The organism is Patulibacter sp. SYSU D01012 (assembly GCF_017916475.1).
Taxonomy (GTDB): domain Bacteria; phylum Actinomycetota; class Thermoleophilia; order Solirubrobacterales; family Solirubrobacteraceae; genus Patulibacter.
The window spans coordinates 1,715,761-1,730,017 of sequence record NZ_JAFMTB010000001.1; the positions used below are offsets into that span (position 1 = coordinate 1,715,761).

Annotated in this window: 12 protein-coding genes; 6 read left to right on the forward strand and 6 right to left on the reverse strand. The window is 75.1% G+C overall.

Translation table 11 applies throughout. The features are described 5' to 3' along the window. Positions 1-9: 9 nt before the first annotated feature. Entirely contained in the window at positions 10-1,521 is a 1,512-nt protein-coding gene (locus tag J3P29_RS07850; protein WP_210492519.1) for a glutamate decarboxylase, read from the reverse strand. Between the two features lie 104 nt (positions 1,522-1,625). On the opposite strand from J3P29_RS07850, the gene lepA reads away from it, so the two are divergent. Next, positions 1,626-3,461 carry a translation elongation factor 4 gene (gene lepA / locus J3P29_RS07855; RefSeq protein WP_210492521.1) on the forward strand — a complete coding sequence of 612 codons (1,836 nt, stop codon included), beginning with the start codon at positions 1,626-1,628 and terminating at the stop codon, positions 3,459-3,461. A 44-nt stretch (positions 3,462-3,505) separates the two neighbouring features. Continuing rightward, the gene (locus tag J3P29_RS07860) at positions 3,506-4,300 is read left to right on the forward strand and encodes an SDR family oxidoreductase (RefSeq protein WP_210492522.1); all 795 of its coding nucleotides are present in this window, start codon (positions 3,506-3,508) and stop codon (positions 4,298-4,300) included. Positions 4,301-4,313: 13 nt separating this feature from the next. Here the strand turns inward: J3P29_RS07860 and J3P29_RS07865 are convergent, their stop codons facing one another. The 4 genes from J3P29_RS07865 to J3P29_RS07880 form a co-directional block, all read right to left on the reverse strand. Continuing rightward, a complete protein-coding gene (locus tag J3P29_RS07865) occupies positions 4,314-6,464 on the reverse strand; it encodes a hypothetical protein (RefSeq protein ID WP_210492523.1) in 2,151 nt (716 codons plus the stop codon). An 83-nt stretch (positions 6,465-6,547) separates the two neighbouring features. Further along, on the reverse strand, positions 6,548-6,949 hold the full coding sequence (locus tag J3P29_RS07870; protein WP_210492524.1) for a hypothetical protein: 402 nt from the start codon (positions 6,947-6,949) through the stop codon (positions 6,548-6,550). Further along, a complete protein-coding gene (locus J3P29_RS07875) occupies positions 6,946-8,343 on the reverse strand; it encodes a DUF1501 domain-containing protein (protein WP_210492525.1) in 1,398 nt (465 codons plus the stop codon). Before J3P29_RS07875 ends, J3P29_RS07870 begins: the two co-directional genes overlap by 4 nt. A 1-nt stretch (position 8,344) precedes the next feature. Next, a complete protein-coding gene (locus J3P29_RS07880) occupies positions 8,345-9,730 on the reverse strand; it encodes a DUF1800 domain-containing protein (protein WP_210492526.1) in 1,386 nt (461 codons plus the stop codon). Positions 9,731-9,930: 200 nt separating this feature from the next. Here J3P29_RS07880 and J3P29_RS07885 point away from each other — a divergent pair, with 200 nt between their 5' ends. Together J3P29_RS07885 and J3P29_RS07890 are read left to right on the forward strand one after the other, a co-directional pair. Then, the gene (locus J3P29_RS07885) at positions 9,931-10,377 is read left to right on the forward strand and encodes a MaoC family dehydratase N-terminal domain-containing protein (RefSeq protein WP_210492528.1); all 447 of its coding nucleotides are present in this window, start codon (positions 9,931-9,933) and stop codon (positions 10,375-10,377) included. A gap of 2 nt (positions 10,378-10,379) precedes the next feature. Further along, on the forward strand, positions 10,380-10,820 hold the full coding sequence (locus J3P29_RS07890) for a MaoC/PaaZ C-terminal domain-containing protein (RefSeq protein ID WP_210492529.1): 441 nt from the start codon (positions 10,380-10,382) through the stop codon (positions 10,818-10,820). Positions 10,821-10,860: 40 nt separating this feature from the next. On the opposite strand, the gene J3P29_RS07895 is transcribed toward J3P29_RS07890, so the two are convergent. Then, positions 10,861-11,943: a YihY/virulence factor BrkB family protein gene (locus tag J3P29_RS07895; protein ID WP_210492530.1), complete on the reverse strand. Its 1,083-nt coding sequence runs from the start codon at positions 11,941-11,943 to the stop codon at positions 10,861-10,863. 127 nt (positions 11,944-12,070) lie between these two features. Here J3P29_RS07895 and hrcA point away from each other — a divergent pair, with 127 nt between their 5' ends. Both hrcA and dnaJ read left to right on the forward strand, forming a co-directional pair. Further along, a complete protein-coding gene (hrcA, locus tag J3P29_RS07900) occupies positions 12,071-13,096 on the forward strand; it encodes a heat-inducible transcriptional repressor HrcA (protein WP_210492531.1) in 1,026 nt (341 codons plus the stop codon). An 8-nt stretch (positions 13,097-13,104) separates the two neighbouring features. Then, a complete protein-coding gene (dnaJ, locus tag J3P29_RS07905; RefSeq protein WP_349239781.1) occupies positions 13,105-14,235 on the forward strand; it encodes a molecular chaperone DnaJ in 1,131 nt (376 codons plus the stop codon). The last annotated feature ends 22 nt before the right edge of the window (positions 14,236-14,257 follow it).

The window sequence follows — 14,257 nt, forward strand, 5'->3', positions numbered from 1 at the left end:
CGTCGGCCCTCAGCCCGCCGCGGGCGCCGCGCCGGTCCGGTGGGCCCCGTGGGAGAAGTCGGCGTGCTCGGCGCCGCGGACCGGCGCCGGCTGCCGCCCGAGCCGGGCGACCGCGCGCCCGACGTCGCGCAGCAGCAGGTCCGCCAGGTCGGCGCTGAAGCCGTTGCGCACCACCACCCGCAGGACGTGCAGGTCCTCGCGGCCCTCCGCGAACGGGTACGCCGGGACCAGCCACCCGCGCTCGCGGAGCGTCGCCGACACGTCGTAGACCGAGAACGCGTCGACGTCGTCGGCGAGCGTCACGGCGAAGACCGGCAGCTCGTCGCCGCGCGTCAGCGCCCGGAACGCGCCCGTCGCCTCGAACCCGTCCGCCAGCAGCATCGCGGTGTCGCGGCTGGCCTGCTGCACCCGCCGGTAGCCGTCGAAGCCCAGGCGGACGAACTGGTAGTACTGCGCGACGACCTGGGCGCCCGGCCGCGAGAAGTTCAGGGCGAACGTCGGCATCTCGCCGCCCAGGTAGCTCACGCGGAAGACGAGCTCCTCGGGCAGCGCCGACGCGTCCCGCCACAGCGCCCAGCCGACGCCCGGGTACACGAGCCCGTACTTGTGGCCCGACGCGTTGATCGACGCCACGCGGGGCAGGCGGAAGTCCCACACCAGGTCGGGGTCCAGGAACGGCGCGACGAAGCCGCCGGACGCCGCGTCGACGTGCAGGGGCACGTCGATCCCGGTCCGCTCCTGCAGCGCGTCGAGGGCGGCGGCGATCTCCGCGATGGGCTCGTACGACCCGTCGAAGGTGGATCCGAGGATGCCGACGACGCCGATGGTCCGCTCGTCGCAGCGGGCGACGGCCGTCTCGGCGTCCAGGTGGAAGCGCTCGCCCTCCATCGGCACGAGCCGCGGCTCGACGTCCCAGTAGCGCGCGAACTTGTCCCAGCAGACCTGGACGTTGGCGCCCATCACGATGTTCGGCCGGTCCGTCGGCTGCCCGGCCGCGCGGCGGCGCGCCTCCCACCGGCGCTTGAGCGCCAGGCCCGCCAGCATCGCCGCCTCGCTGGACCCCGTGGTCGAGCACCCGACCGCCCGCGTGGGGCCGGGGTCGTCGCCCGTCGGATCGACGCCGGCCGCGGCGGGCGGGGCGTCGACCGCGTCGTCGGTCCGCGGCGCCGGCTCGGCGTGCCACAGCCGGCCGAGGATCGCGACGCAGCGCTTCTCCAGCTCCGCCGTCTGCGGGTACTCGTCCTTGTCGATCATGTTCTTGTCGAACACGGACGCCATCAGCTCCTCGGCCTCCGGCTCCATCCACGTCGTCACGAACGTCGCCAGGTTCAGCCGCGCGTTGCCGTCCAGCAGCAGCTCGTCCCGCACGATCCGCGCCGCCTCGCGCGGGTCCATGCCGCCCGGCGGCAGCGCGTCGCGCGGGACGGGGCGCGCCGAGGGCGTCGTGTGCAGCGGGTTGACGGCCAGGTCGCGCCGCCGGGGCGGGCCGGCGGCGGCGGGACCGGAGCGGTGCAGCGGCATGGCTCGCACCCTACGCCCGGCGCGCCGCGCGCCGACGGGGAGGGCGGTCGGACGGGGCGACCACGCGGAGGACCCGCGGCGCCCCGTACCCTTGGTCGTTCCGCATGGCCGACCAGTCCAAGATCCGCAACTTCTCGATCATCGCCCACATCGACCACGGCAAGTCGACGCTGGCGGACCGGATCCTCGAGCTCACCGACACCGTCGCCGACCGCGACATGCAGGACCAGCTCCTGGACTCGATGGAGCTCGAGCGCGAGCGCGGGATCACCATCAAGTCGCAGGCCGTGCGCGTGTACTTCGACGCCGACGACGGCGAGACGTACATGTTCCACCTGATCGACACGCCCGGGCACGTCGACTTCACCTACGAGGTCTCGCGCTCGCTGCAGGCGTGCGAGGGGGCGCTGCTCGTCGTCGACGCCTCGCAGGGCGTCGAGGCGCAGACGCTCGCCAACACCTACCTGGCCGTCGACGCGGGGCTCGAGATCATCCCGTGCCTGAACAAGATCGACCTGCCGGGGGCCGAGCCCGAGCGCGTCGGCGCCGAGGTGGCGGACCTGCTCGGCGAGGACGCGGACTCGATCAAGCGCATCTCGGGCAAGACGGGCGAGGGCGTCGGGGCGGTCCTCAACCAGCTCGTCCAGACCGTCCCCGCGCCGGACGGCGACCGCGACGCGCCCGCCCGCGCCCTCATCTTCGACTCGGAGTTCGACCAGTACCGCGGCGTCGTCGCCTACATCCGCGTGGTCGACGGCGTCTTCCGCAAGGGCGACAAGATCAGCGCGATGGCGGCCGGCACCGAGGCCGACGTCGACGAGCTGGGCATCTTCTCGCCGCAGATGGTGCCGATCCAGGAGCTCGGCCCGGGCGAGGTCGGCTACCTGATCACCGGCATCAAGGACGTCATGCTGCTGCGCGTCGGCGACACGCTGACGCACCGCGCCCAGGTGCGCGGCGACGGCGAGAAGCTGCAGCCCGCGGAGGAGCCGCTGCCCGGCTACCGCGAGATCAAGCCGATGGTCTTCTGCGGCCTGTTCCCGACGGACAACGCGCAGTACCCGGACATGCGGGACGCGCTCGAGAAGCTGTCGCTCAACGACGCCGCGCTGGCGTGGGAGCCCGAGACCTCCGACGCCCTCGGCTTCGGCTTCCGCATCGGCTTCCTCGGCCTGCTGCACATGGACATCGTCCGCGAGCGGCTCGAGCGCGAGTACGACCTGGACCTGATCGCGACGATGCCCTCGGTGGGCTTCGAGCTGACGCTGCAGGACGGCACGGTGCAGGAGATCCACTCGCCGTCGGACTACCCGGACCCGACCTTCATCAAGGAGATCCGGGAGCCGTTCGTGAAGATCAACATCCTCACGCCGACGGAGTACGTCGGCACGGTGATGGAGCTGTGCCAGGAGAAGCGCGGCGAGCACCAGGGGATGCAGTACGTCTCGGCCGAGCGCGTCCAGCTGACGTACGACGTGCCGCTCGTCGAGATCGTCCTGGACTTCTTCGACCAGCTCAAGTCGCGCACCCGCGGCTACGCGTCCTTCGACTACGAGCCGATCGGCCTGCGCGCCAGCGACCTCGTCAAGCTCGACATCCTGCTGTCGGGCGAGCCGGTCGACGCGCTGTCGCTGCTCGTGCACCGCACGAAGGCGCAGGACATGGGCCGCCGCTTCACCGAGAAGCTGAAGGAGCGGATCCCCCGCCAGATGTTCGACGTGCCGATCCAGGCCGCGATCGGCGGCCGGATCCTGGCCCGCGAGACCGTCAAGGCGTACCGCAAGGACGTCACGGCGAAGCTCTACGGCGGTGACATCTCGCGCAAGCGCAAGCTGCTCGAGAAGCAGAAGGCCGGCAAGAAGCGCATGAAGCAGGTCGGGCGCGTCGAGGTGCCGCAGGAGGCGTTCCTCGCGGTGCTCGAGCTCGGCGACGACAAGTAGCGGCGTTCGACGGCCCGCCGCCGCGCGCCTGCCACGATGGCCCGATGGACCTCGAGCTCATCGGAGAAGCCGTCGTCGTCACGGGCGCGACGAGCGGGATCGGTCGCGCCGTCTGCGCGCGGCTGGCCGAGGAGGGCGCCCGGCTCGTGCTCGTCGCCCGGACCGAGGCGGCCCTGCGGCGGCTCGAGGCCGAGCTGCCGGGCGGCCCGCACGCGTACGTCGCCGCCGACGTGACGGAGGAGGCGTCCGGGGCCCGGATCGTCGCCGCGGCGCGCGAGGCGCACGGCCGCCTGGACGCGGTGGTCATCGGCGCCGGCATGTCGTTCCAGGCCGCGCCCGAGGACCTGACCCCGGAGGACTGGGACGCGCAGTGGCGGATCAACGTCCTCGGCCCCAACGCGCTGCTGCTCGCGGCGCAGGACGACCTGGCGGCGGCGCCCGGCGGCGGCCGCGCGGTGCTCGTCTCGTCGTCGTCGGGCAAGCGCCCGTCGCCGAGCAACATGGCCTACGGGGTGACGAAGGCGGCCCAGCTGTCGCTCTCCCGCGCCTGGGCGCAGCACCTGGCCGGTCGCGGCGTACGCGTCAACGCGGTGGCGCCCGGGCCGATCGACAGCGAGATGTGGCTGCAGCCCGGCGGCCTGGCCGACCAGGCGGCCGAGCGGCACGGCCAGACGCGCGAGGAGGCGCTGGCGGCCGCCCGCGGCCGCGTCCCGCTGGGGCGCTTCGGGACGCCCGAGGAGATCGCCGACGTCATCGCCCTGCTGGCGTCGCGCCGCGCCGGGTTCGTGACCGGCGCGGCGTGGTCGACGGACGGCGGCGCGGTCCCGATCATCATCTGACCGGGACGGGGGCTCAGCGCGCCGCCGGCACCGTGATCGTGCGGCGGAGCGTCAGGGCCTTCTTCGCCGGCACCTTCAGTCGGACGCGCAGCATCGGTCCGGGCTGCGGGTTGCCCTTCTGCCTCGCCACGCGGACGACGACGCCCTCGGCCGTCGCCGGCAGCCCGGTCAGGGCCAGGCGGAACCGCGCGCCGGTCGGCGTGGTGATCGTCTGCGTCCCGGTCAGGTCGTCGGCGTCCAGGCGCTCGCCGACCTTCAGGGACCCGGCGTCGCCCTTCCCGTAGGTGGGCACGCGCAGCTCGGCGACGATCGCCTTCGTGCGGTCGTTGCGGATGCGATAGGTCGTGCGGATCCGGTCGGACGAGAGCCGGTGGGTGACGTCGACCCGCGCGCTCGAGCCGCTGTCCTTGCCCGTCACCGTCAGCGCCCTCGGCAGCGTCGCGGAGCGGTCCTTGGCCTTCGCCGGCACGCGCAGCGCGCTCTGCTGGGCCCGCGTCGTGCCGGGCTGCGTGTCGGCGAGGACGGTCGAGCCGGCAAGCAGGCGCAGGCCGAGGGTTCCGGGCCCGCCGCCGCCGACCTGGGTGAGCGCGCGGCCGCGGGCGTCGAACAGACGCGACGGCTCCAGCCCGCCGGTCCGCAGCGTCTTCCACGGGCGGACGATCGCGGTGCTGTAGCGCGACGTCGTGACGGCCAGGCGGCCGAGCGACGCGTCGTGCGCGTAGGCGTCGGGTAGCGCGCGGGTCTGCGCGCCGGCGGGGGAGGCGAGGCCCTTCGAGGCCAGCTCGGCGAGCGTGGACGCGAAGCGCGCCGTCCCGGTCAGGCCGTCGAACGACGCGGAGACGAGGTTGGATCCCGTGAAGCCGTAGTCGCTGGCCGGCAGCACCACGGACCCGGCGTCCTTCGCCCGCGCCTGGTACCGGGCGACCGCCTGCCGGACGAGCCACCGCGCCGTCGGCACGCCGCCGGGCACCAGGCCCTGGCGGCCCGAGCCCTGGGCGCCCGCGGCGAACCCGCGCAGGCCCAGGATCCAGTACTGGGTCAGGTGCAGGCGGTCCAGGCCCTTGCCGGTGTCCCAGTTGAGGTAGCCGGCGCTCGTCCAGTCGCCGTAGGCCACGCGGCGCATCCAGTCGCGCAGCGTCGTGCGGGTGCGCGCGGGCAGCGGCGCCATGCCGGCGGCCAGCGCCTGGTCCAGGTACGCGAGGGTGCCCGTGACGACGTTGGCGTACTCGGCGGTGTCGACGCGGTTGATGTAGTTGCTCGCCCCGCGGTTGGGCACGTAGTGGAAGCCCAGGCCGCTCGCCAGGTTGCTCGTGCCGCCCGGGTACGCCTGCGTGCGGGCGTGGTCGGCGAACCACACGAGCTGGCGGCGGTAGTCGTCGCGCAGCAGCGTCGGGTCCCCGGTGACGGTGAAGTACGCGCCGTAGACGTCGGCGTTCCAGTTGATCTGGTTGAGGAGCCGGCCGGGGAAGCGCCAGAACGGCGACGTGGCGACCGCGCGGACGCGGTCGAGGATCAGCTCCCGCGCCTCGGCGGACAGGCCGACGACGTCGCGCGCCTGCCACGCGGCGGCCAGCGCCCGCATCGCGACGGCGTCGAGCGCCTGGTGCATCGATCCCGGCGACCCGCCGGGATCGGCGAACCCCGGGGCGTGCGCGGTCACGCTGTGCCCCTTGACCGGCGCGGGCGTGACCCGGCCCTCGAGGGTGGAGACGTACATCGGCCCGGTGATCAGCCGGACGAGCGCCTCGATCCGCTCGGGGTGCGCGCCGCTCGGGCCGGTGTGCCCCGCGAGGGCGGCGTAGGACTGCAGGAGCAGCATCTCGGCGTTCATGCGCGCCCGGATGCCGTTCGCGACGTACGCCCCGCGCTTGGCGCTCCAGGTCTCCAGGACCGGGGTGGCGGCGGCGTCCGCGACGGCCCACAGGTCGCCGGGGGCGGCGGCCTCCATGCGCTGCTCGGCCGTCTCGAGCGCCGCGGGCGGCGCGGCGCTCGACCCGTCGCCGGGGGCGATCGGGTCGATCTCGGCGCGCGGGCTCGCGGCGGGCGGACGCGGGATCTCGAGCGGGTCGAGCTCGCCCGCCGCGTGGGCGGCGGCGGGGGCCGCCAGCGTCGTGGCGGCGGCGAGGGCGAGCAGCGGAAGGCGACGGGGACGGGACGTCAGCACGGTCCGCCATCCTGCCGCAGCGCCCGCGCCGATGCGACGGTCCCCCGCGGGACGCGGTGCGCGTGCGCCGTCGGCGCGGCGGGTCAGCCGACGCGCAGGAACGCCTGCATGCCGGCCATCCGGTGCCCGGGGAGCGAGCACCACAGGCGCCACCGGCCGCGCGCGAGCGACAGGTCGGCCGTCGTCAGCCGGCCGGACGGCGTGACCGCCACGCGCAGCGTGCGGCCGTACGGCCGACCGTCGCGGCGCACGCGCTGCAGGTACAGGTCGTGGGCGTCCTCCCCGCGGTTCTGCAGCTGCAGCACGAGGGGGCCCGGGCGCACGCTCTGGCGCGAGAGCTCCAGGCGCCACTCCAGGGCCCCGACGAGCAGCCGGTTCGGCGGCGCCGCCCAGGTGGGGCGGACCGCCAGCACGGCGAGCAGCGCGACGAGCGTCGCGGCGAGCACGGCCGGCAGGAGCAGAAGGGGGCGGCGGAGCAGGGTCATCGGACGAGGTGGGGTCGGCGGACGCGGCGGGCGTCCGGGATGACGAGGCCGGCGTCCGTCGACAGCCACTGCTCGAGCAGCGCGGAGTAGACGCCGCGGAAGTCGCTGGTGGCGCGCAGGTTGCCCTCCTTGTCGAGGGCGCCCAGGCCGGGGAACTCGCCGACCATCCGCCCGGACGCGCGGGTGCCGACGACGAACCCGACGCCGGCGGCGCCGTGGTCGGTGCCGAGCGAGCCGTTCTCCTCGGCGCGCCGGCCGAACTCGGACCACACGTGGATCAGGACCCGGTCGGCCAGGCCGCGGGCCTCGAGGTCGCGCTGGAACGCCAGGAGGCTGTCGAACGTCAGCTTCAGCCCCGACGCCAGCGCGTCCGCCTGGTGGTCGTGGGTGTCGTACTCGCCGGCGGCGGTGAGCGCGACGCAGCGCAGCGGCAGGCCGGCGGCGATCATCGCCGCCAGGTCCGCCAGCCGCTGCGGGAACGCGGACTCGCTGCTGTGGGGGTACGCGACCGGACTGGTGTACGCCGGCGCGTCGTCGTGAACGGGCCGGAACGGCGCCAGCTGCGCCCGCAGCCGGTCGGCCTGGACGGCGGCGGCGCCCGCGACGCGCAGCGCCGGGTCGCCCGACCCGGCGTGCACGGCGCCGATGTCGCCCATCGCGGCGAGCATCTGCTCGGCGACGTCGCCCCAGATCCCCTGGGCGCCGAAGTCGTAGTCGCTCGGTCCGCCGATCGCGGCGACGGGGACGCGGGACGACGCCAGCGCGGGGGCCAGCCGCCCGTCGAGGGCCAGGCCCTGGAGCGGGTTGTCCGGCGTGCCCACGCGGTCCAGGTAGCGCCCCATCCAGCCGGTGCGACCGGTGGCGTCGAGCGCGCCGACCTCCCAGTAGTGGCGCGACGTGAAGTGCGACTGGTCGGGGTGGTCGTAGCCGACGGCCGGCAGCACGGTGACCTTGCCCTCGGCGTGCAGCTGCGCCAGGCCCGCCGCCGCGGGGTGCCAGCGCAGGCGGTGGTCCTCCGAGAACGCCGTCCCGTCGCCCTCGCCGAGTGCGAGCTTCGGCCGCAGCTTGCGGTACCGCGGGTCGCCGACGGGCGCCAGGACGGACATGCCGTCGACGCCGCCGGGCAGGAAGACGGACAGCAGGATCGGCGCGGCGGGGCCCGACGCGGCCTGCGCCACGCCCGCCTCGAGCGCGTCGATCCCCGACCAGCGGCCGGCGGTGTAGACGGCGAGGCCCAGCCCCAGGCCGCGCAGCAGGAACGCGCGGCGGTCCAGGCCGGTGCCGGCGGGCAGCGGCATGCCGGCCTCGATCGCGGGCAGCCCGCGGCCGGCCTCGGCCGCCGAGCGCAGCTGCTCGGTGCGGGCGAACCCGCGGCAGTGGTGGTGGTCGGCCATGTCAGCTCGTCTGCAGGTCGGGGGAGGTGGCGATGAGCATCCGCAGCGCGTTCTGGCGCAGGCCGGGGTACTCCTGGCGCTTCCACTTCTCGTCGGCGACGGTCTCGCAGGCGACGGCGAAGGCCACGAGGCGCTGCCGCGTCGCCGCGCTGATCGTCGGCGCGGCCCAGAAGGCGAGCGCCCGGTCGACGGCCTCGTCCGGCGTCTCGCTGCCGCCGACGGACGGCAGGTACGCCTTCGGGTCGGCGACCCGGGTGCGCTCGGACGCGTAGCCGGCGGCCAGCCAGCGGCCGCGGTAGGTGGCGGTGTCGAGCCACCGCGTCTCGTCCCAGCCGGCGACGTTCGGGGGGCGGAAGAGCGTCTGCCCGCCCAGGCCGGACAGCCACGCCCACGCGTCGGTGTCGATCCCGCGGCCCAGGGCGCGCAGCATCCCGACGGTGTGGACGACGGGCGGCTTGACCATCCGCGGCCCGGCGTACAGCGCCGGGTGCAGCAGGATCGCCTCGAGCACCGGACGGATCTCGTGCCCGCCCGCCACGTAGCGGGCGGCGAGCGCGCGCTCGGTGCGCGGCGGGATCGGAGTGGGGACGAACGCCGACCACAGCTTGCGGACGAAGAACCGCGGGTGGGCGCGGTGGTGGACCGACAGGTCGACGGCGTCCTTCCACCCGTAGCGGCCGCGGCGGCCGAAGACCCGCTTCTCCGTGCGGTCGTGGAACTTCGGGTCGTAGCGGAAGCGGTGCGGGCCGCGGCCGGCGGACCAGTCGTTGCGGAAGCCGGTCAGCGCACGCGCCTGCTCGCGCACGTCGCGCTCGGTGTAGCCGGCGTGCGCGCCCAGCGTGAAGAGCTCCATCAGCTCGCGGGCGTAGTTCTCGTTCGGCGCCCAGCGGCTGTTGGACGACCCCGACAGCCACAGCAGCATTGCCGGGTCGCGCGTGACGGCGCGGGCGAGCGCGCGGAACGAGCCGAGCGCGTGGGTGCGCAGCGTCGCGTTCTGCTCGAGCATGAGCCGCTGCTGGCCGACGCCGTCCAGGCTCGTGGCGAACCAGTCGTGCCAGACGAGGGTCATCCGCTCGACGAGGGGCGCCTCGGAGCGCACCATCCGGTCCAGCCACCACAGCTGGTCGTGGCCCCAGGCGTCGCGCGGGGCGATCGGGCGGCCCTCGGCGTCGGTCGGGGCGGGGCCGACGAGCGCCTGCGATCCGGGGCGCGTGAGCGCGCGCACCGCGCCGGTCAGGCCCTTCGCGGCGAAGGCCTCGGCCTGCCCGGGCCGCGGGCCGAAGCCGGCGCGCCAGAGCAGCCGCTCGGCCTGCTCGCGGCCGAACGGGCCGCCGTGGACGGGGACGGCGTCGGCCGCCCGTCGGGATCGTTGCGTCTTCCGTGGCACCGGGTCCTCGCGCGGCCGGGGGATGGCCGCCTCCTGGTCCCCGTGATCGCCCGGCGCGCGGCGATCTTGAGCGTCCGGCGGCGGCGCCCGGCGTTCCCGACGGGCGTCGGGTGGGGCGGCCGCCGGGCGACGGATACGATCGCCCGGCCCCGCGGCGGCCCGTGCCCCGCGACCATCCCGACCGCAGGAGCCGACCCGTCGTGGCCGACACCACCGCCCCCGTGGGCAAGAGCTATCCCCCGGTGACCTACGCCGTGGGGCGCGAGAAGATCCGCGAGTACGCCCGCGCGGTCGGCGAGACGAACCCGCTGCACCACGACGTCGCCGCGGCGCGCGCCGCCGGCTACGAGGACGTCGTCGCGCCGCCGATGTTCGTCGTCGTCTACTCGTCCGAGGCGATCGGCGCCGCGATGTTCGACCCCGAGGTCGGCATCGACATGGACCGCCTGGTCCACGGCGCGCAGGACTTCACCTGGGAGCGGGTCGTCGTGGCGGGCGAGGAGGTCACGACGACGATCACGCTCGACGAGGTGCGGCACGTCGAGCGGGTCGACCTGACGTACTTCGTCTTCGGGGCGCAGACCACGGACGCGGCCGGCGAGGTCGTCTCGCGGGGCACGTGGACCAACATCGTGCGGGGGAGCTGAGCATGGCCGACGAGACGACGACCGGGGCCGAGGACGTCCGCTGGGAGCCGGGCGCGAGCCTCCCCGAGCTGCACGTCACCCCGGACCGCTACGTGACGGTCCGCTACGCCGGCGCGTCCGGCGACTTCAACCCGATCCACGTGGACGAGGAGTTCGCGCAGCAGGTCGGCCTGCCCGGGCGGATCCTGCACGGCCTGTGGACGATGGCGCAGGTGGCGCGCGCCCAGACGGAGGCCGTCGGCGGGGTGGACGCCCCGGGCAGCCTGCGCCGGCTGAAGGTCGAGTTCCGCGGGATGGCCGTGCCCGAGAAGGAGATCGTCGTCACGGCGAAGGTCACGGCGGTCGAGGACGGGGTGGCGGTCGTCGCGACGACCGCGAAGCAGGGCTCCACGCGCGTCGTGCGCAACGGCGAGGCGCACGTGCGCCTGCCGCAGGAGCGCTAGCCGCCTGGCGCCGCGCGCGGGGCGTGGGCGTCGGCGCCGCTCAGGCGCCGGGGCCGCCGGGCGGCCCGTCGGCGGCGCCCCGCCCGTCCGGCCGCCGTGCCGCGCCCGACCCCCGCGGCGCCGCGGGCCCGACCGGCGGCGCCGGCCGCGGCGCGGGGGCGTCCCCGTCCGCGCCCACCGGCGGCGCGGCCTCGAGCGGCGGCAGACCGACGGCGTCCGGGTCCTGCGTCACGTCGCGGTGGGCGCTGGCGCGCTCCAGCTCGCGGGCGTCCTCGGCGCCGCGGGCGCGCGCGGTCTCGACGGCGATCGCGGCGTTGATCTCGGCGCCGACGAGCAGGGCGCAGCTCGACAGCCACAGCCAGAGGACGAGCACGATGGCGCCGGCGAACGTGCCGTAGAGCGCGCCGACGTTGACCACGTCCCGGATGTACTCGGACAGCCCCCACGAGACGAGCAGCCAGCTCCCCACCCCGACCGCGGCGCCGGGCGTGACCAGGTGGAACGCGCGGCGGTGCCCGTAGTCCGGGGTGACGAAGTAGACGAAGGAGAAGCCCAGCAGGGCCGACAGGACCGCGGCGGGCCAGCGGACGAAGGTCCAGACGGTCGCCGCGCCCTGGTCGATGCCCACGAGGTCGAGGACGTCCTCGGCCAGCCCGCGCCCGACGACGACGAAGACGAGCGTCGCCAGGACGAGCGTCAGCAGGACGAACGTCGAGACGACGTCGACGGCCTTGCGGTGGAAGAAGCTGCGTCCGCCCTCGACGCGGAAGACGACGTTGAGCGCCCGCCGGATCGACTCGAGCACGCCGGTGGTGCCGTAGAAGGCGAAGAGGACGGAGACGACCAGGCCCGTCGTGGCGGTGCTCTTGCTGCGCAGCGCCTCGCGCAGCGACGTGTCGATCGGGTCGACGACGGAGTTCGGCGCGACGGTGTGCAGGTAGTCGACGATCCCGTTGTAGGTGCGCGGGTACTGCCCGACCAGGCCCAGGATCGACAGCGCCAGCAGCAGCACCGGGAACAGCGACATCAGGCTGTAGTAGGTGATGGCGGCGGCGTGCTGGGTGCCGTTGTCGCGGTAGAACGCGACGGCGGTGCGCTTGATGACGGCGAGCGGGCGGCGCATCGAGAGAGACAGGAGCTTGACGGGTGCGGGCCGCCGAGGGGGCGCCCGCCGTCGGAGGCCCGGTACCCGCCGCGGCCGGGCCGGCACCGCGGACCGTCCGCGGACGCCCGGTACGATCGGGGGCAGGATGCTCACCCCACGCCAGGAGCTGGTGCTCGGCAAGGTCGTGGCGCGCTTCCGCGAGACGGGCCTGCCGGTCGGCTCCAAGAACCTCGCGGCGGATCCGGACGTCACGTTCGGGCCGTCGACGATCCGCTCCGAGCTCTCGCAGCTCGAGGAGCTCGGCCTGCTCAACCACCCGCACACGTCGGCCGGCCGCGTGCCGACGGACGCGGGCCACCGCTACTTCGTCGACCACCTGCTGCCGGCCGTGGTCGACGCGCCGCCCGTCGAGCTCGAGCTGGTGCAGCGCGAGGTCGACGAGGCGATGCGCGTGACGAGCGAGACGCTCTCCGCCGTCACCGACCTGCTGGCCGTCGTGACCGCGCCGCCGGTCTCGACCGCGACGGTCCGCCACGTCGAGGTGCTCCTGCTCCAGCCCCGGACCGTGATGGTGGTCGTCATCACGTCGGCGGGCGAGGTCGCCAAGCGCGTGCTGACCTTCCCGCAGCCCGTCGACCCGGGCCTGGCCGCGTGGTCGAAGGAGTACCTGAACGAGCGGCTGGCCGGCATCGGCCTGGGCGCGCGGATGCTGCGCGCCCGACTGGACGATCCGGGCCTGGGGCCGACGGAGCGCGGGTTCCTGGACGCACTGCGCCCGGTGTTCGACGGCCTGGGCGAGGGCAGCGCCGGGCCCGGCGGCGGCGTCTACATCAGCGGGGCCGCGCGGCTCATGCACGAGTCGCGGGCGTCCGAGGTGGCGCACCTGGACGCGCTGCTCGAGGAGCTCGAGCGCCGGGCGACGATCCTGCACGTGCTGCGGGCCGCCCTGCAGACGCCCGACGTGGTCGTGCGCATCGGCGCGGAGAACCCGGTGCCCGCTCTGCGATCATTGACGGTCGTCGCCGCCGGCTACGGCCCGCCGCAGCGCAAGCTCGGCAGCGTGTCGGTGATCGGACCGGTCCGCATGGACTACCCGCAGGCCATCCGCGCGGTCCGCGACGTGGCCTTCCAGCTGTCCCGGTATGTCGAGGAGCTGTACGAGAACGTATGAGTCAGACCGTGCCGCGTGATCCGTACGAGGTGCTCGGCGTCCCCCGCGACGCCGACGAGACGCAGATCAAGAAGGCGTTCCGCCGCCTGGCGCGCACGCTGCACCCGGACGTCAACCCGGACGACCCCGAGGCGCAGGAGCGCTTCCGCGAGGTCGCCGAGGCCTACGAGATCCTCTCGGACGCCGACCGGCGCGCCACGTTCGACCGCTTCGGCCACGAGGGCCTGCGCGGCCGCGGCGGCGGGGCCGGCACGGGGTTCGAGGGCTTCGGCTCGATGTCCGACCTGTTCGGCGCGGTCTTCGGCCAGGCGTTCGGCGGCGGGGGCGGAGCGGCCCCCGGCCCGCGGGCCGGCGCCGACCTGGCCGTCGACGTCGAGCTGACCCTGGAGCAGGCGCTCACCGGCGCCCGCGTCGAGGTCGAGGTCGAGGTCGTCACCCGCTGCGAGACGTGCACCGGGACGGGCGCCAAGCCGGGCACGGGCACCCGCACCTGCGGCCGCTGCGGCGGCCACGGCGTCGTCGACCAGGTGGCCCGCACGCCGTTCGGCGAGATGGTGCGGCGCACGCCGTGCGACGTCTGCCACGGTCGCGGCCGCGTGCCCGAGACGCCGTGCGAGACGTGCGGCGGCGACGGCCTGCTGCCGCAGGAGCGCACGCTCGAGGTCGACGTGCCGGCGGGCATCGCCGACGGCCAGCGGATCCGCCTGAGCGGCCGCGGCCACCAGGGCGAGCCGGGCGCGCCGGACGGCGACCTGTACGTCGTCGTGACGGTCCTGCCGGACGAGCGCTTCGTCCGCGACGGCGACGACCTCGTCACGGTCGTCCCCGTCCCGGCGCCGCGCGCCGCGCTGGGCGACACGATCACCGTCGACGGCCTGGACGAGCCGATCGCGGTCGAGATCCCCGCCGGCACCCAGCCGGGCAAGACGATCCTGCTGCGCGGCCGCGGCATGCCGCGCGTGGGCGGCGGACGCCGCGGCGACCTGCACGTCGTCGTCGACGTCACCGTCCCGCGGCGGCTGACCGACCGGCAGAAGGAGCTCCTGCGCGAGCTCGCCGACTCGCTCGACGACGGCCAGCTGCAGGACGGGCACGAGTCCGTCGTCGGACGCCTCCGCCGCCTGTGGCGGAAGGGCTGATGGGCGCCGTGCCGCCCGCCGC

Excerpts from the sequence above, each read along its gene's own strand:
- J3P29_RS07850 (WP_210492519.1), bottom strand. The coding sequence starts at position 1,521 with ATGCCGCTGCACCGCTCCGGTCCCGCCGCCGCCGGCCCGCCCCGGCGG.
- lepA (WP_210492521.1), top strand. The coding sequence starts at position 1,626 with ATGGCCGACCAGTCCAAGATCCGCAACTTCTCGATCATCGCCCACATC.
- J3P29_RS07860 (WP_210492522.1), top strand. The coding sequence starts at position 3,506 with ATGGACCTCGAGCTCATCGGAGAAGCCGTCGTCGTCACGGGCGCGACG.
- J3P29_RS07870 (WP_210492524.1), bottom strand. The coding sequence starts at position 6,949 with ATGACCCTGCTCCGCCGCCCCCTTCTGCTCCTGCCGGCCGTGCTCGCC.
- J3P29_RS07875 (WP_210492525.1), bottom strand. The coding sequence starts at position 8,343 with ATGGCCGACCACCACCACTGCCGCGGGTTCGCCCGCACCGAGCAGCTG.
- J3P29_RS07890 (WP_210492529.1), top strand. The coding sequence starts at position 10,380 with ATGGCCGACGAGACGACGACCGGGGCCGAGGACGTCCGCTGGGAGCCG.
- J3P29_RS07895 (WP_210492530.1), bottom strand. The coding sequence starts at position 11,943 with ATGCGCCGCCCGCTCGCCGTCATCAAGCGCACCGCCGTCGCGTTCTAC.
- hrcA (WP_210492531.1), top strand. The coding sequence starts at position 12,071 with ATGCTCACCCCACGCCAGGAGCTGGTGCTCGGCAAGGTCGTGGCGCGC.